Source organism: Serratia sp. SCBI (genome assembly GCF_000747565.1).
In the GTDB taxonomy this organism is placed as follows: domain Bacteria; phylum Pseudomonadota; class Gammaproteobacteria; order Enterobacterales; family Enterobacteriaceae; genus Serratia; species Serratia ureilytica.
This window is the reverse complement of the sequence record NZ_CP003424.1, coordinates 4,564,644-4,580,993: the sequence shown is the minus strand read 5'-3', so window position 1 is coordinate 4,580,993 and position 16,350 is coordinate 4,564,644. Positions and strand designations below refer to the sequence as shown.

18 protein-coding genes and 1 pseudogene are annotated in these 16,350 nt (G+C 60.4%); 12 read left to right on the top strand and 7 right to left on the bottom strand.

Annotated elements, in window-relative coordinates:
• Nucleotides 1–19 precede the first annotated feature (19 nt).
• Together dinF and SERRSCBI_RS21340 are read left to right on the top strand one after the other, a co-directional pair.
• Nucleotides 20–1,357, top strand: a complete 1,338-nt coding sequence (gene dinF, locus SERRSCBI_RS21345; protein WP_033644406.1) for an MATE family efflux transporter DinF — start codon at nt 20–22, stop codon at nt 1,355–1,357.
• 315 nt (nt 1,358–1,672) lie between these two features.
• Nucleotides 1,673–1,882, top strand: a complete 210-nt coding sequence (locus SERRSCBI_RS21340) for a CsbD family protein (RefSeq protein ID WP_004936743.1) — start codon at nt 1,673–1,675, stop codon at nt 1,880–1,882.
• 102 nt (nt 1,883–1,984) lie between these two features.
• Here SERRSCBI_RS21340 and zur read toward each other — a convergent pair whose 3' ends face one another.
• Nucleotides 1,985–2,497 carry a zinc uptake transcriptional repressor Zur gene (gene zur, locus SERRSCBI_RS21335; protein WP_015379223.1) on the bottom strand — a complete coding sequence of 171 codons (513 nt, stop codon included), beginning with the start codon at nt 2,495–2,497 and terminating at the stop codon, nt 1,985–1,987.
• A 245-nt stretch (nt 2,498–2,742) separates the two neighbouring features.
• Between zur and SERRSCBI_RS21330 the strand changes: the two genes are divergently transcribed.
• A complete protein-coding gene (locus tag SERRSCBI_RS21330; RefSeq protein ID WP_042785466.1) occupies nt 2,743–3,315 on the top strand; it encodes a sugar O-acetyltransferase in 573 nt (190 codons plus the stop codon).
• A 4-nt stretch (nt 3,316–3,319) separates the two neighbouring features.
• Here the strand turns inward: SERRSCBI_RS21330 and SERRSCBI_RS21325 are convergent.
• Together SERRSCBI_RS21325 and SERRSCBI_RS21320 are read right to left on the bottom strand one after the other, a co-directional pair.
• Nucleotides 3,320–3,864, bottom strand: a pseudogene (locus SERRSCBI_RS21325) (RNA polymerase sigma factor).
• Between the two features lie 18 nt (nt 3,865–3,882).
• Nucleotides 3,883–4,416, bottom strand: a complete 534-nt coding sequence (locus SERRSCBI_RS21320) for a tetratricopeptide repeat protein (protein WP_042785465.1) — start codon at nt 4,414–4,416, stop codon at nt 3,883–3,885.
• A gap of 202 nt (nt 4,417–4,618) precedes the next feature.
• On the opposite strand from SERRSCBI_RS21320, the gene dusA reads away from it, so the two are divergent.
• A complete protein-coding gene (gene dusA / locus SERRSCBI_RS21315) occupies nt 4,619–5,629 on the top strand; it encodes a tRNA dihydrouridine(20/20a) synthase DusA (protein ID WP_042785464.1) in 1,011 nt (336 codons plus the stop codon).
• Nucleotides 5,630–5,786: 157 nt separating this feature from the next.
• A complete protein-coding gene (gene pspG / locus SERRSCBI_RS21310) occupies nt 5,787–6,005 on the top strand; it encodes an envelope stress response protein PspG (RefSeq protein ID WP_033644411.1) in 219 nt (72 codons plus the stop codon).
• Between the two features lie 299 nt (nt 6,006–6,304).
• Here pspG and SERRSCBI_RS21305 read toward each other — a convergent pair whose 3' ends face one another.
• Entirely contained in the window at nt 6,305–7,288 is a 984-nt protein-coding gene (locus tag SERRSCBI_RS21305; protein WP_042785463.1) for a quinone oxidoreductase, read from the bottom strand.
• 167 nt (nt 7,289–7,455) lie between these two features.
• On the opposite strand from SERRSCBI_RS21305, the gene dnaB reads away from it, so the two are divergent.
• On the top strand, nt 7,456–8,880 hold the full coding sequence (dnaB, locus tag SERRSCBI_RS21300; protein WP_025160134.1) for a replicative DNA helicase: 1,425 nt from the start codon (nt 7,456–7,458) through the stop codon (nt 8,878–8,880).
• 17 nt (nt 8,881–8,897) lie between these two features.
• The gene (alr, locus tag SERRSCBI_RS21295; protein ID WP_042785462.1) at nt 8,898–9,977 is read left to right on the top strand and encodes an alanine racemase; all 1,080 of its coding nucleotides are present in this window, start codon (nt 8,898–8,900) and stop codon (nt 9,975–9,977) included.
• A gap of 44 nt (nt 9,978–10,021) precedes the next feature.
• Here alr and SERRSCBI_RS21290 read toward each other — a convergent pair whose 3' ends face one another.
• Nucleotides 10,022–10,789 (bottom strand): transporter substrate-binding domain-containing protein, encoded by a 768-nt coding sequence (locus SERRSCBI_RS21290; RefSeq protein WP_033651220.1) that lies wholly within the window; start codon nt 10,787–10,789, stop codon nt 10,022–10,024.
• A 214-nt stretch (nt 10,790–11,003) separates the two neighbouring features.
• On the opposite strand from SERRSCBI_RS21290, the gene SERRSCBI_RS21285 reads away from it, so the two are divergent.
• The 5 genes from SERRSCBI_RS21285 to maa all read left to right on the top strand — a co-directional run bounded on the left by SERRSCBI_RS21285 (nt 11,004) and on the right by maa (nt 14,354).
• Nucleotides 11,004–11,477: an Lrp/AsnC family transcriptional regulator gene (locus SERRSCBI_RS21285; RefSeq protein ID WP_025304444.1), complete on the top strand. Its 474-nt coding sequence runs from the start codon at nt 11,004–11,006 to the stop codon at nt 11,475–11,477.
• A 79-nt stretch (nt 11,478–11,556) separates the two neighbouring features.
• Complete coding sequence (locus SERRSCBI_RS21280; RefSeq protein ID WP_033644416.1) at nt 11,557–12,750, top strand: amino acid aminotransferase; 1,194 nt, start codon at nt 11,557–11,559, stop codon at nt 12,748–12,750.
• A gap of 125 nt (nt 12,751–12,875) precedes the next feature.
• Entirely contained in the window at nt 12,876–13,292 is a 417-nt protein-coding gene (locus SERRSCBI_RS21275) for a secondary thiamine-phosphate synthase enzyme YjbQ (RefSeq protein WP_042785461.1), read from the top strand.
• 4 nt (nt 13,293–13,296) lie between these two features.
• Nucleotides 13,297–13,650: an MmcQ/YjbR family DNA-binding protein gene (locus SERRSCBI_RS21270; RefSeq protein ID WP_042785460.1), complete on the top strand. Its 354-nt coding sequence runs from the start codon at nt 13,297–13,299 to the stop codon at nt 13,648–13,650.
• Nucleotides 13,651–13,796: 146 nt separating this feature from the next.
• Complete coding sequence (gene maa / locus SERRSCBI_RS21265; RefSeq protein ID WP_042785802.1) at nt 13,797–14,354, top strand: maltose O-acetyltransferase; 558 nt, start codon at nt 13,797–13,799, stop codon at nt 14,352–14,354.
• A 13-nt stretch (nt 14,355–14,367) separates the two neighbouring features.
• Here the strand turns inward: maa and SERRSCBI_RS21260 are convergent, their stop codons facing one another.
• Nucleotides 14,368–15,165 (bottom strand): M48 family metallopeptidase, encoded by a 798-nt coding sequence (locus SERRSCBI_RS21260; RefSeq protein ID WP_158524121.1) that lies wholly within the window; start codon nt 15,163–15,165, stop codon nt 14,368–14,370.
• Nucleotides 15,166–15,384: 219 nt separating this feature from the next.
• Nucleotides 15,385–16,191 carry a MipA/OmpV family protein gene (locus tag SERRSCBI_RS21255; protein ID WP_042785801.1) on the bottom strand — a complete coding sequence of 269 codons (807 nt, stop codon included), beginning with the start codon at nt 16,189–16,191 and terminating at the stop codon, nt 15,385–15,387.
• Between the last annotated feature and the right edge of the window lie 159 nt (nt 16,192–16,350).

The window sequence follows — 16,350 nt, the reverse complement described above, 5'->3', positions numbered from 1 at the left end:
GTCACAGGAACATCCCATCATGCGCCTGATTTCCGCCTTCACCAGCGACACCGATAAAGCCCTGTGGCGCCTCGCCCTGCCGATGATTTTCTCCAATATCACCGTGCCGCTGCTCGGGCTGGTGGACACCGCGGTGATCGGCCACCTCGACAGCCCGATCTATTTGGGAGGCGTGGCGATCGGCGCGGTGGCGACCAGCTTCCTGTTCATGCTGCTGCTGTTCCTGCGCATGAGCACCACCGGCCTCGCGGCGCAGGCGCTGGGAGCGAAGAACCCGCAGGCGCTGGCGCGCGCCTTTATGCAACCGCTGCTGCTGGCGTTGTTGGCCGGGGGGGCGATCGTCCTGTTGCGCTACCCGCTTATTGAACTGGCGCTGCGGATCGTCGGCGGCGATGGCGAGGTGCTGGAGCAGGCGCGGCGTTTTCTTGAGATCCGCTGGTTGAGTGCGCCAGCGGCGCTGGCCAACCTGGTGCTGCTGGGCTGGCTGCTCGGCGTGCAGTACGTGCGTGCGCCGGTGATCCTGCTGATCGTCGGCAACCTGCTGAACATCGTGCTGGATATTTGGCTGGTGATGGGCCTGGGTTGGAACGTGCGAGGGGCGGCGGCGGCCACCGCCATCGCCGAATATGCCACGCTATTGCTCGGCCTGTGGCTGGCGTGGCGGGTGATGCGTCTGCGTGGTATTACCCTGGCGATGTTGCGTCAGGCCTGGCGTGGCGATCTGCGTCGCCTGCTGGCGCTCAATCGCGACATCATGTTGCGTTCATTGCTGCTGCAGCTGTGCTTTGCGTCGTTGACCATTTTCGGCGCTCGCCTGGGGAGCGATGTGGTGGCGGTTAACGCGGTGTTGATGAACCTGCTGACGTTTACCGCCTATGCGCTCGACGGCTTCGCTTATGCGGTGGAGGCCCATTCCGGCCACGCCTACGGCGCCCGGGACGGCAGCCAACTGCGTAAGGTGTGGCACGCGGCCTGCAGGCAGGCGGGGCTGGTCGCGTTGGCCTTCGGCCTAGCGTATGCCGTTACCGGCCAGCAGATCGTGGCGGCGTTGACCTCCCTACCGGAGCTGCGCGCGTTGGCCGCCCACTATTTACCGTGGCAGGTCATTTTGCCGCTGGTCGGGGTGTGGTGCTATTTGCTGGATGGCATGTTTATCGGCGCCACGCGCGGCGCTGAGATGCGTAACAGCATGGCGGTGGCCGCGGCAGGGTACGGTCTGACGCTGTTCAGTGTGCCGCTGCTTGGCAACCACGGGCTCTGGCTGGCGCTGGCGGTGTTTCTGACGTTGCGTGGCGTGGCATTGGGCTGGATTTGGCACCGTCACCAGGTGCGCGGCAGCTGGTTTACTGCACATTAAACCGGACGTTTTGTTGGGTTAATGGTTAGCTTTTCTTATGATTTTGATCATGTTTGCTTACATGTTTTCAGCCTTGATCTGTTCGCGTTAGTTCGTTGTTTGTTAGCGTCTTTTGTTTTTATTTTGTTTGTTAATGGTTTTTTATTCTGTGTTTTGGCTTTTTTATTTCCATGTTTAACTAGAATGAATCATGTGGCTGGTAAATGAAGGGGAGCGGTGCTTCTTAAGGTGAAGGAAGCATCGGCCAGAAAAATTTCTGGTTAACCCCGGCCGGCAACAGGGATCACTGATTCACCACAGGTTAACGGAGAGACTATGAATAAAGATCAAGCCGACGGTAACTGGAAGCAGCTGAAAGGCAAAGTGAAAGAGAAATGGGGCAAGCTGACCGATGACGATCTGACGGTCATCGAAGGGAAACGCGAACAGCTGGTCGGCAAAATTCAGGAGCGCTACGGTTACCAGAAAGAGGCGGCCGAAAAAGAGGTGAAGGCCTGGGAAGATCACACCAAACACCGCTGGTAACACGCAGGGCCGCCACTGACGGCGGCCGGCAACAGCGCAGGCCGGCGTCGCTCCATCCTCTGGCGCCCCGGCCGCAGGTACAGGGAAGTACCTGACTTCGTCTTACTTCTTCTTGATGGCGATGCTGTGATCGTGTTCGGCGCAGTCATGCTTGCTGTCACAAGCTTCAACTTCAACGCAACCGGCGCACAGACCGTGCGCTTCCACCACGCTGTGCCGCAGTGCAAATCCGGCTTCCTGCGCCAGCTTCTGCAGCGTTTCCTCCACGCCTTCGGTGGTGCGTTCGGTCACCTGGCCGCAGCGGTCGCATATAAACAGCGCGGACGTATGCATCGGCTGTTCGAAATGGTGGCACAGCACGTAGCTGTTGGCCGATTCCACTCTATGGATAAACCCTTGCTCCAGCAGAAAATCCAGCGCGCGGTATACCGTCGGCGGCTTGGCCTGCGGTTCGGCGACGCGCAGCAGATCGAGCAGGTCATATGCGCTGATTGCACCGGGTTGCTGAGTCATCAGACGCAGCACTTCCAGCCGTTGCGGCGTCAATCGCACATTGCGTTGCTGGCAGAGGCGTTCAGCCTGCGCCAGCAGCTTTTCCTGGGTGGTTGAGTTCATCGCAAATATCCCGGTACGTAAAAAAGCCGATTTTACCATGATTACGGCGAATCGCCGAGGGTTGCCCCCTTTTCCCCTGATGATAGCGCAGGGAAAGGCGCGTCGAACGCGCTAAAAGAGAGATGCGTCACAACTTTTCCCCGCCGTCGGGTGGCAAATCAACGTTGCCGTTTTTAGCGCTGGAGAGCGGGGGGCGAGCGCGGTATAACGCCTTTCACCCGCGTGATGAGCAGGAGCCCTGTGTGATGACGGAAAGAGAGAAGCTGTTAAGCGGCCTGGAGTACAACAGCCGCGATGAAGAACTGATCGGGATGTACCATCGGGCGAGGGCGTTGATCAAAAGCCTGGGGGCGCTGGACTCGCATCAGGCGGACGAGAAAAACCGCCTGCTCGGCGAGCTGTTCGGCGCCTGGGGGGAAGCGAGCTGGATTGAAACGCCATTCTGGTGCGACTACGGGCAGCATGTCCGCATCGGTAAAAACTGTTTTATCAACGTCAACGCGGTGTTCCTCGACTGCAATACCATCACCATCGGCGACAACACGCTGATCGGCCCCAACGTGCAAATCTATACGCCGAGCCACCCGCTGAAGGCCGCAGAGCGCTTCACCGGCGATCCGGATTTCCCTTTCCGCACCTCGGCGCAGCCGGTGTCCATCGGCAACAACGTCTGGATCGGCGGCAACGTAGTGATCCTGCCGGGAGTGACCATCGGCGACGGCACCACCATCGGCGCGGGCAGTATCGTTACCGGCGACATCCCGGCCAACGTGCTGGCGCTGGGGCAGCCATGCCGGGTTATCCGCTCGTTGGAATAGGGCGTTATCGACGAGCAGGAGGCAAGGGGGCGGGATGGCGCTCTTTGCGGTGCGGGCCGTCGTTTGCCAACGGGCGGTCATCGGCCAATGCCAGACGTGCGGCCGCCAAACGGCTCATGACGGTGCCGATCGGCACCGCCAGCACTTTTGCGGCCTCCCGGTAAGACAGCCCTTCGACATACACCAGAAACAGCGCGTTGCGCTGGGCCGTCGGCAGCCGGCTGACGCGCCGCATCACTTCATGGAGCCAGACCGGCTGTTCGCCGTTGTCCGCATCGCCCAGCTCTTCCGCCGCCATGCAGCCTTGCCCCTGGCGAAGATGTTGGGCGCGAACTTCATTGAGCCAAATGGAGTGCAAGATGGAAAACAGCCAGCGATCCAGGTGTGAACCGGGGTGAATTGCGCGGCGCGCTCCAGCGCACGCAGGCAGGTGGCCTGCACCAGATCGTCGGCGACATCCCGCCGGTGCGAAAGCACCAGCGCATAGCGCCACAGGCGGGAGAGATAGTGGCCGAGTTCATCGCGTATCGCATCGCCGCTGATAGTCACCTCCGCAGGCGCGTCGGATCACGATTCCGGGTGGCGGTCGATGGCCGCCGCCAAATCGCGGTACTCCTCGCACCCGGTGCCGCACAGCGACTGGATCACCTGCAGCTGTTGGCGAGCCAGATCGGGCCGGCCTTTCAGCATATAGGCTTCCCCCAGGTACTCGCGCACTTTGGGGTATTTCGGATCGAGGGCTACTGATTTTAAATAATAGCCGATCCCTTCATCGGTGCGGCCAAGTTTGCGCGTGGCGTAGCCACGATAGTTCAGCGCAACGGCGGTGTTGGGATTTTTCAACGTATTGAGCATATCGAGCGCTTCCTGATAACGGCCGCTTTTCGCCAGTGCATAGGCGTAGTTAGTGCGGTCGGCGTCGTCGACCTTGCCGCTTTTATCTACCATGCAAGTCTGAGTTTTGCTGTCGTAGACCTGGCCTTTCGGACAGGTTGGCGGGGTTTGGCCGCTGCCGTCGCCGCCCATCGCCAGCGCCGCGCCGGACAACAGCAGGCAGCCGGCAATGGCCGATGCCAGCAGGCGTTTAATGAAGCTGTTCATGGTTATGTCCTCAAGGCAGAGGCGCCGTGCGCGCCCGTAATGAGATAACACCTGAACGAGCGGGTTTATTCGCCTTGTCTCCGCTTATTTTTGCCGGCGGCAAGCGGGTTTTCCCAACGGCGCCGATTGTCGTTATAATAGCCGTTTGCGGCCGCGTGCCGTTCGTTGAACCCAGACAGACTCAGGTAGCCAGTAACTCAGCATGACGAAAGACAACCACGCCCCAACCTACGCCGCCAATCGTTTCTCCATCGCGCCGATGCTCGACTGGACCGATCGTCATTGCCGTTACTTCCACCGCCTGCTGACCAAGGAAACGCTGCTGTACACCGAGATGGTGACCACCGGCGCGATCATCCACGGCAAGGGCGACTATCTGGCCTACAGCGAAGAAGAGCATCCGGTGGCGCTGCAGCTGGGCGGCAGCGATCCGGCCGCGCTGGCGCATTGCGCCAAGCTGGCGGAGCAGCGCGGTTACGATGAGATTAACCTCAACGTCGGCTGCCCGTCCGATCGGGTGCAAAACGGCATGTTCGGCGCCTGTCTGATGGGCCAGGCGGCGCTGGTCGCCGATTGCATCAAGGCGATGCGCGACGTGGTGTCGATCCCGGTGACGGTGAAGACCCGCATCGGCATCGACGATCAGGACAGCTACGCCTTCCTGTGTGACTTTATCCAGACCGTCGCCGGGCGCGGCGAGTGCGACATGTTCACCATCCACGCGCGCAAGGCCTGGCTCTCCGGCCTCAGCCCGAAAGAAAACCGCGAAGTGCCGCCGCTGGACTATCCGCGCGTCTATCAGTTGAAGCGGGATTTCCCGGCGTTGACCATCGCCATTAACGGCGGGGTGAAAACGCTGGAAGAGGCGCGGCAGCACCTGCAGCACTTGGACGGCGTGATGATGGGGCGCGAGGCGTATCAGAATCCGGGTATCCTGGCGCGGGTCGACAGCGAACTGTTCGGCGCGCAGACCGCGGTGCCGGACAGCGTGGCGATCGTCGAAGCGCTGTATCCGTATATCGAGCGCGAGCTGTCTAACGGCACCTATCTTGGCCACATTACTCGCCATATTCTCGGTCTGTTCCAGGGCGTGCCGGGCGCGCGCCAGTGGCGTCGCCATCTGAGCGAGAACGCCCACAAGCCGGGCGCCGATGCGCGGGTGGTGGAGCAGGCGCTGGCGCTGGTGCGTCAGCCGCGCGTCGAAATGGCGTAATCCACAAAAAATTTGACCAACAGTTAGTGTTTTTCGCCAGGCGTTCGGTGCGTTACCGGATGCCTGTCCTCTGTTTTCAATGGGTTAGCCCATCCGCCGTTCTGGCACGCTTCTTGTAATCCACTCTGCAGATACGTTGTATTGCAAAGGAGCAATCATGTTGGAAATCTTCTTTCTCATTGGTTTTGTGGTGATGCTGATGGTGACCGGCATCTCGCTGCTGGGGATCTTCGCTGCGCTGTTGGTGGCGGCGGCATTCATGCTGTTGGGCGGGCTGTTCGCAGTGGTCATTAAGCTGCTGCCGTGGCTGATTTTGGCGGTGGTTGGGGTATGGATTTACCGTTCAATGCAGAAACCCCAGATCCGGCGTTACTGATTTTTTGCTGAATAATCAGACAGTCACACTGAAACTTGCACAATTTCCCGCACCGCGAATGCGGCAGCGATCACAGCTTGGCAGTTTTCCCCGGCGATGTGGCACATAAAGCGTGTTTTTTGCCGGACGGGGCTGTTAGGATGTGGGTCGATGCAGTGATGCGACCGATTTCATCACCGTGAGAGACACCTAAAATTCGTGTTGCTAAAGCAACCCCTGTCTCTGGCGGACTCTGCTCTACCCCTACAAAACGCAGTAACAGAAAGGGCTCCGCAAGGAGCCCTTTTCTTTGGCCGCGATCAGGGGATCAGCAGGCTGGAACCGCTGGTGCTGCGGCTTTCCAGCACCTGGTGCGCACGCTGGGCGTCGGCCAGCGCGAATTTCTGCTCGTCTCTCACCTCCACCCGAATGGCGCCGCTGCCGATCAGCGAGAACAGCTCGTTGCTGGCGTACTGCAGCTCGGCGCGGTTGGTGATGTAGCCGTTGAGGGAAGGGCGGGTGACGTACAGCGAGCCCTTCTGATTCAGCAGCGCCAGATCGACGCCGGTCACCGGGCCGGACGCGTTGCCGAAGCTGACCATCAGGCCGCGCCGCTTCAGGCTGTTGAGCGAGGCCTGCCAGGTGCTTTGCCCCACCGAATCGTACACCACGCCGACCTTCTCGCCGTGCGTCAGCTCGGCCACCCGCTGGGCGATATCCTCTTTATGGTAGTTGATGGTGGCCCAGGCGCCGGCCTGCTTCGCCAGCGCCGCCTTCTCGTCGGAACCGACGCTGCCGATCAGGCGCGCGCCCAGCGCTTTGGCCCACTGACAGGCGATCAGCCCGACGCCGCCGGCGGCGGCATGGAACAAAAATACTTCACCCGGCTGCACTTCGTGGGTCTGGCGCAGCAGATAGTGCACCGTCAGCCCTTTCAGGAAAGAAGCGGCGCCTTGCTCAAAGCTCAGGTTGTGCGGCAGCAGCGCCACTTTCTCTTCCGGCAGGTTGTGGATCTCGCTGTAGGCGCCGAGCGACGACTGCGCATACACCACCCGGTCGCCCGGTTTGATCGCGCTGACCCCGGCGCCGACCTTGACCACCACGCCGGCCGCTTCGGTGCCGAGGCCGCTCGGCAGGCTGGCCGGCGCGTACAGCCCGCTGCGCACATAGGTGTCGATGTAGTTGATGCCGATCGCCTTGTTCTCGATCTGCACTTCACCGGCAGCCGGATCGAGCGGTGTAAAATCAACGTATTGCAAGACTTCCGGTCCGCCGACGGCGGAGAATTGAATGCGCTTGGCCATAGGGTTACCTCGTTGGAGTGTCTGATTTCACCCTATTCTTTTTAGTATCGGAGATCCAGTTCGCCCGTGCGGGATTCAATACCTTTTTTGCATCGGTTATGACGCAAAAATCACGTATACTCTCGCGTCAGGATCCTTCATTCGCAACCGGATAAAGACTACGTTTCATGGCAGGAAAAAAACCAACCAACAAAACAAACGCGGACGAAACCAGAGAGCGTTCCAGAGATCGTCAGATGGAAGGGCTGAAGATGCCGCCGCACTCGCTGGAGGCCGAGCAGTCGGTGTTGGGCGGTTTGATGCTGGATAACGAGCGTTGGGACAACGTGGCGGAACGCGTGGTCGCCAACGACTTCTTCAGCCGCCCGCATCGCCTGATCTTTACCGAGATGCAGCGTCTGCTGGAGATGAGCAAGCCTATCGACCTCATCACCCTGTCCGAATCGCTCGAACAGAAGGGCGAACTGGACTCGGTGGGGGGCTTCGCCTACCTGGCCGAGCTGTCGAAAAACACCCCGAGCGCCGCCAACATCGGCGCCTACGCCGACATCGTACGCGAGCGCGCGGTGGTGCGCGAAATGATCTCGGTGGCTAACGAAATCGCCGACGCCGGCTACGATCCGCAGGGGCGCAGCAGCGAAGACCTGCTCGATCTGGCGGAATCCCGCGTATTCCAAATCGCCGAGAACCGCGCCAGCAAAGACGAGGGCCCGAAGGGCATCGAACGCATCCTGGAAGACACCGTCTCGCGCATCGAACAGCTGTATCAGCAGCCGCATGACGGCGTGACCGGGGTCGATACCGGCTATCAGGACCTCAACAAGAAAACCGCGGGCATGCAAAAGTCCGATCTGATCATCGTCGCCGCCCGTCCATCGATGGGGAAAACCACCTTCGCCATGAACCTGTGCGAGAACGCCGCGATGACCCAGGAGAAACCGGTGCTGATCTTCAGCCTGGAGATGCCCGGCGAGCAGATCATGATGCGTATGCTGGCGTCACTGTCGCGCGTGGATCAGACGCGCATCCGTACCGGCCAGCTCGACGACGAGGACTGGGCGCGCATTTCCAGCACCATGGGCATCTTGCTGGAGAAGCGCAACATGTACATCGACGACTCCTCCGGCCTGACGCCGACCGAGGTGCGCTCGCGCGCGCGGCGCATTTTCCGCGAGCACGATGGGCTTAGCCTGATCATGATCGACTACCTACAGCTGATGCGCGTGCCGGCCTTGTCCGACAACCGTACGCTGGAGATCGCCGAGATTTCGCGCTCGCTGAAGGCGCTGGCGAAAGAGCTGCAGGTGCCGGTGGTGGCGCTGTCGCAGCTGAACCGAAGCCTGGAGCAGCGCGCCGACAAACGCCCGGTCAACTCCGACCTGCGTGAATCCGGCTCCATCGAGCAGGACGCCGACCTGATTATGTTCATCTATCGTGATGAGGTGTATCACGAGAACAGCGATCTGAAAGGGATCGCGGAAATTATTATCGGTAAGCAGCGTAACGGCCCAATTGGCACCGTGCGCCTTACCTTTAACGGCCAGTGGTCGCGTTTCGATAACTACGCGGGGCCACAATACGATGACGAATAATCAGCTAAGGAACTGAAATGAAAGCGGCAACCGCTGTAATCGACCGCCGCGCTCTGCGACATAATCTGCAACAGGTGCGCCGCCAGGCGCCGCAAAGCCGCCTGATTGCCGTTGTGAAAGCAAACGCTTATGGACATGGCCTGCTGGAAACAGCACACACCCTGCAAGACGCCGACTGCTACGGCGTAGCGCGCATCGGCGAGGCGCTGATGCTGCGCTCCGGCGGCATCGTCAAGCCGATCCTGCTGCTGGAAGGCTTCTTCAGCGCCGAAGACCTGCCGGTGCTGGTGGCGAACAACATCGAAACCGCGGTGCACAGCATCGAACAGCTCGAGGCGCTGGAACAGGCCGAGCTGGCGCGCCCGGTGCCGGTGTGGATGAAGCTCGATACCGGCATGCATCGGCTGGGGGTGCGTCCCGAACAGGCGGAGGCGTTTTATCAGCGTCTGTGCGCCTGCCGCAACGTGGCGCAGCCGGTCAATATCATGAGCCACTTCAGCCGCGCCGACGAGCCGGAGTCCGACGCCACCCTGAAACAGATCGCCTGCTTTGAGCAGTTCGCGCGCGGCAAACCGGGCCAGCGCTCGGTCGCCGCTTCCGGCGGCACGCTGCTGTGGCCGGACGCCCACAACGAGTGGGTGCGTCCCGGCATCATTCTGTACGGCGTGTCGCCGCTGGATAACGGCAGCGGCGCCGAGCATGGTCTGCAGCCGGCGATGACGCTGAAATCCAGCCTGATCGCGGTGCGCGAGCACAAGGCTGGTGAAGCGGTGGGCTATGGCGGCACCTGGATCAGCCCGCGCGATACTCGCCTTGGCGTGGTGGCGATGGGGTACGGCGACGGCTACCCGCGCAGCGCGCCGACCGGCACGCCGATCCTGATCAACGGCCGCGAAGTGCCGATCGTCGGCCGGGTGTCGATGGACATGATTTCGGTCGATCTCGGGCCGGACGCCGCCGATAAGGTGGGGGATGAAGCGGTGCTGTGGGGGCCGGCGTTGCCGGTCGAGCGCATCGCCGCCTGTACCGGCATCAGCGCTTATGAACTGATCACCAAGCTCACGCAGCGCGTGGCGATGGAATACATTGGCGACTGATACGCCGCAGGGGCCGACGCGCGTCGGCCCCGTTTCTCAGCGGGTTACTTCTTTACCGCCAACCACTTGTCGATAACCTTCTGATACTCGCCGGTCGCCTTGGCCAGGTGCAGCCACTGATCCACATACAGTTTCCAGCTCAGATCGTCGCGCGGCAGCATGTAAGCCTTTTCGCCGTACTGCATCGGTTTGGTCGGATTCACCGCGCACAGCTTCGGATAGCGCTTCTGCTGGTACAGCGCCTCGGAGGCGTCGGTGATCATCACGTCCGCCTTGCGATCCACCAGCTGCTGGAAAATGCTCATGTTGTCGTGCGTCAGCGTCAGCTTGGCTTTTGGCAGATAGGCGTGCACGAAGGCTTCGTTGGTGCCGCCCGCCGGTTCCAGCAGACGCACCGACGGTTTGTTGATCTGTTCTATCGTGCGGTATTTCTTCACGTCGGTGCAGCGCACCAGCGGAATTTTGCCGTCGGTATCCAGCTTGTCGGCGAAGAACACCTGTTTTTGTCGCTCCAGCGTGACGGAGATGCCGCCCATGGCGATGTCGCACTTGCCGGAGGCGAAGTCCGGCGTCAGGGTTTTCCAGCTGGTTTTCACCCACTTCACCTTGGCGCCCAGGCTCTTCGCCAGCGATTCAGCCATGTCGATATCGATGCCTTCATAGCTGCCATCTTCCTTGAGGAAGGTGTAGGGCTTGTAGTCGCCGGTGGTGCAGACCTCCAGGGTCTTTTGCTGCAGCACTTTGTCCAGGTGGGATTGCGCGCCGGCGCTGCCGGCGGCGAGCAGCAGCGCGAGAGGGAGTAACTTTTTCATCTGGCGTCCTTTTTATACATTCGTGGTTTTATGCGTTACTTCGCCGTTAATTGTCGTTTGCCTGCATGAGTTAGCCGTTTTTTATGCCGCTTACCGGCGAAAACGCCGGGCGTTGCTGCTGTACGCGATTTAAGCGCCAGGGTGTGACGTCGGCAACGGTAAAAAACTGGTAGGCTGTAACGTCAACATTTATTAACACAGTTTACAGGTGGCTATGTACAACATTGACGATTTTGATATGAAAATCCTGACGCTGTTACAGGCCAACGGCCGTTTGACCAATCAGGAGCTGAGCGAACTGGTGGGGCTTTCCGCTTCCCAGTGTTCACGGCGGCGCATCAGCCTGGAGCAGGCGCAGCTGATCCGCGGCTACCACGCGCGGCTGGCGCCGGAGGCGGTCGGCCTGGGGCTGGTGGGGCTGATTGAAGTCAGCCTGATCACGCACGCTCAGGAGCAGATCGACAGCTTTCATCAGATGCTGGAGGACGTGGACGCGATCCTGGACGCTTACAAGACCACCGGCGACGCCGATTACCTGCTGAAAGTGGCGGTGGCGGACCTGCCGGCGCTGAGCGAGTTCATCAGCCAGACGCTGTCGCCGCACAAAAGCGTGGCGCATATCAAAACGGCGGTGGTGCTCAATCGCATCAAGGAAAACGGTTTGTTGCCGGTGACGCGAGAAAGCTGAAACCGAATACGCTTTTCCGTCTATATTAGGAGCGTAACGCTGTGCCCAAACCACAATAAATAAACCAGGAGAAAAAAACGTGTTCCAGAACGTTGACGCCTATGCCGGCGATCCCATTCTGTCGCTGATGGAAAAATTCAAACAAGACCCGCGCGCGCACAAGGTGAACCTGAGCATTGGCCTGTACTACGATGCGCAGGGCGTTATTCCGCAGATGCGTGCGGTCGCCGCGGCGCAAGCGCAGTTGAACAGCGTCGAGCACGGCGCCTCGGTATACCTGCCGATGGAAGGGCTGCAATCCTACCGCACCGCCATCCAGCATTTGCTGTTCGGCGAGCAGCACCCGATGCTGCAGCAGGGGCGCATCGCCACCATTCAGACCGTCGGCGGTTCCGGCGCGCTGAAAGTGGGCGCCGACTTCCTGAAAAGCTACTTCCCGAATTCGCAGGTGTGGGTCAGCGATCCCACCTGGGAAAACCACGTCGCCATCTTCAGCGGCGCCGGTTTCAAGGTGAATACCTATCCGTATTTTGACGGCGAAAGCCTGGGCGTGAAGTTCGACGCCATGCTGGCTGCGCTGAAACAGCTGCCGAAGCACAGCATCGCGCTGCTGCATCCGTGCTGTCACAACCCGACCGGCTCAGACCTGACCCCCGCCCAGTGGGACGAAGTGATCAAGGTGATCGCCGATCGTGAGATCATTCCGTTCCTCGACATCGCCTATCAGGGCTTCGGCGGCGGTATGGAGCAGGACGTCTACGCCATTCGCGCCATTGCGGCGGCCGGCTTGCCGTGCCTGGTGAGCAACTCGTTCTCGAAGATCTTCTCACTGTACGGCGAGCGCGTCGGCGGCCTGTCGGTGGTGTGCGAAAGCGAAGAAGCGGCCGGGCGCGTGCTGGGCCAGCTGAAGGCGACCGTGCGCCGCAACTACTCGAGCCCGCCGAACTTCGGCGCGCAGCTGGTGGCCAAAGTGCTGAACGACGCTGAGCTGAAAACCCAGTGGCTCAATGAAGTGGAAAGCATGCGTACCCGCATTCTCGAAATGCGCCACGCGTTGGTGGACACCCTGAAGAGCGCGCTGCCGCAGCGCAACTTCGATTACCTGCTGGCGCAGCGCGGCATGTTCAGCTACACCGGCTTCAGCGCGGCGCAGGTCGATCGCCTGCGCGAAGAGTTCGGCGTCTACCTGATCCACAGCGGCCGCATGTGCGTGGCCGGCCTGAACCACGACAACGTGCGTCAGGTAGCCGAGGCGTTTGCTGCGGTGCAGTAACGCCTGTTAGTCTGAACGGACGTTCATCGGGAGCGATAGCGATATTGCTCCTTTTTTATTGCCGGCGCGCCGCCGAAGTTGCCGCAAACCGGAGAGAGAATATACTGATTGAGGGGCGCTCACTCATGTGGCATCAGCAAACGCTAATCCTCAGCGCAAAAGCGCGTGGCTTTCATCTGGTTACCGACGAGATCACCAACCAGTTAACCCACTTACACCGCCTGCAAACCGGCCTGCTGCATCTGTTGCTGCAGCATACCTCGGCCTCGCTGACGCTCAACGAGAACTGCGATCCCACGGTGCGAGCCGATATGGAGCAGCATTTTCTGCGTCAGGTGCCGGAAAACGCCCCCTATCAACATGACTACGAAGGGCCGGACGACATGCCGGCGCACATCAAATCCTCGCTGCTGGGCGCTTCCTTGACGCTGCCCATCAGGCACGGGCGGCTGATGTTGGGCACATGGCAGGGCATCTGGCTGGGGGAGCACCGCATCCACGGCGGAGCACGCCGTATTGTGGCCACATTACAGGGGGAATAACCCAATGAATAACAGCGCATTGCTGGAGTACTGCATGGCGAAGCCGGGCGCGGAGCAAAGCGACCAGAACCAGTGGCAGGCCAGCCAGATCAAGGTGGGCGACGTGATGTTCGCCATGGTGTGCGAAGTGGAAGGGCGGCCGGCGCTGGCGGTCAAGTCCAGCCCGGAGCTGGCGGAAAGCCTGCGCGAACACCACCCTGAGATCGTCGCCTGCGACGGCCTGAACAAGGCGCACTGGAATACGGTATTTCTCGACGGCAACCTGCCGAACTCGCAGTTTTATGCGTTGATCGACAGCTCCTATCAGCTGGTGGTGGAAGGCCTCCCCGAACACGTGCGCCAGGAACTGCGCGCCTGATTGCCGGGCGGCGGCGCCGCCCGTTTTCTCCTGCTTTCTCGCGTTAAACTGTGATCGCGGCTTTAAATTGGGAACGTTCCCTTTTTATTGCCGGGCTAAAGCGGCTACGCTTGGGCATTCAAGAAACGCTGATGAAGGAGGCCGACATGGCCATGAGCGAAGAAAAGCGCAAGATGATCGCCGGGGAACTGTACGACGCCGGCGATGAACTGCTGCGCAGCGAGCGTCGGCGCGCGCGCCAGATAACGCATCGCTACAACCACTCATCGCCGGAAGAGGGCGAGCTGCGCAAACAGTGGCTGGACGAGCTGCTGGGCGGCTATCAAGGCGGCGCCATCGAACCGACGTTCCGCTGCGACTACGGCTATAACATCTATCTCGGCAAGAACTTCTACGCCAATTTCGACTGCGTGATCCTCGACGTGTGCGAGGTGCACATCGGCGACAACTGCCTGCTGGCGCCGGGCGTGCATATCTACACCGCCACCCATCCGCTGGACGCCGAGACCCGCGCCGGCGGCGCGGAGTTCGGCAAGCCGGTCAAGATTGGCGACAACGTGTGGATCGGCGGGCGCGCGGTGATCAATCCGGGCGTGACCATCGGCGATAATGCGGTCGTGGCCTCCGGCGCGGTGGTGACCAAAGACGTGCCGGCCAACTGCGTGGTGGGCGGCAACCCGGCGCGCGTGCTGAAAACGCTGTAAGCCCTCGGGCGGATTAAAACATGCTGCCATGGCGCTCGAAGCCGTGCATCTCGATGTCTTTGAGCGCCTTGAAGCGTTTGACCATCACCGCATGGTCTGACAGCAGATTGCTGATGCGAACAAACAGCTCCTTGTTCTCTTCTTCGCACTGCTCCAGCCAGGCCTGCGGATTCACGCCGTGCTGCATCCAGGGGCCGACGGCCAGCAGCCGCACCGTGTTGGCGTAGTTCGGGCACACCGCGAGCGCCACGCGATCGGCGGAATACTCCTGCGCGCGAGTGGTCGCCAGGCCGGGCAGCACCAGCGACTGCGGCACAACGCCGATCGCCAGACGCCACAGCGACACGTGCCGCAGCTTGTGATGGGCCAATTCATGGGCCAGCACGAACTCCACGATCTCCGGCGCGGTGGGCATCAGCATGGCGATTTCAGCATGGATCACCACGTAGCGCTGGCGGCGGTTGCATTCCAGCGCGAAGGCGTTGACCACGCCGTTGCCGTTGGTCAGATAAAGCTTGGGCAGCGTCTTGAGTTCCAGCCGACGGCCGATATCCTGATACAGCGCGAACAGTTCCGGAAATTGCGCCGGCCCGATGCGCAAGGCGTTGGATTTCGCCTGTGCGGCGAGATAGAAACGGTAAATATAGAAAGCGATCGGGATCAGCGGTAATAACGCGAGCAGGCTGAGGGTATCCAATGTTTCCTTGGCGTCGTCTCCCAACCCAAGTGCAGTTCCATCCGTATTTACCACGACGGCGGCGATGCCAAATAAAAAACCGAACAAGGTAATTATCGCCGATAGCCAGATCATGGGCATTTCCCAGCGGTGGCGAAGTGCGGTGAAATTACGACATTCCGTCGCATGATGTTGACACATAAAATATCCTTAATACGGGAAAGCCACGCCTGACATTGTCAGGTAAATAATGAATGTTTAATTATCCATCCGTTTACCTAACACTCAGCTAAACTGTAGTTCGTTTTTTAATCATGGCGTTTATCCCTTCCTGCACAGACTTAGGCAAAAACGTCAAAAACTGTAGCTGGCGCTGGTGAAGGCCATGCCCGAGGTGGTTTTCTCAACGATGGGGCTGTCGGCCGCGTCGCCCAGCAGGCGCGTTACGCCGACCCCGGCCTGGAAGGCCACGTTCGGTCGCCATTGGTAGTTGAGCGCGGCGGTGAGCGTCGCGTCCTTGAAGCCGCTGCCCGGCCGATACGCGCTGAAGGCGCTGTGCTGCGCCTGCTGCGACGTCACGCCGAAATAGCCGCGCTGATAGCCGCTGTTGGCCCAGGTGGTGGAGAGATTGCCGATAAGCGTCAGCTGTTCGCTGAGCGGATATTGCCCGGTCAGTCCGCTTTCCACATAGGCGGTGTGGCCCAGTTCTTCCCCGCCGTAGCTGCGTTTGCGCGTCGCCTGCATCCCTTTGACATAGGCGCGGAAGGGGGCGAGTTGGTAGCTCAGCTCAGCGCCGGCTTCCAGCGCGCCGCCCAGTTTGCCCATGCCTTTGAGCCGGGTGTTGCGCCCGCGCAAGGTTTTGATTTCCTCGTCACGGCCGGCGTCATAGTTGAGCAATAACGCGATGCCTACGGGCCCGGCGATGGGGAATTGCCAGCGCGCCCCTTCGCTGCCCGCGCTGAATTCTCCCCAACTGGCGTTTTGATAGCCGGCATTCACCTGATACAGCGGTTCAATGCTGTAAAAAGACGAGCCTTCATAGGCGGGAGCGACGGCGAGGCCGCCGGCGAGCGTTAAAGACGCTTCGCCGTCCTGCGCCTGACCGGCGAGGGGAAAAAGAAAGAGCAGGGCGGCGGCAGAGGTACCCAGTTTATTATCCACGTTAAACACCTTTATATCATCCCATTGAATAAACGGCCCGCAGGCCCACGTTTAAATGACGGCTTATTGATAAACGCCATGTTTATATTGATTAATCGACAGGCGACGGCGCGCCATTGGCGTTATTTCACCGCAATAGTGAAACGCATGGGGAATAAA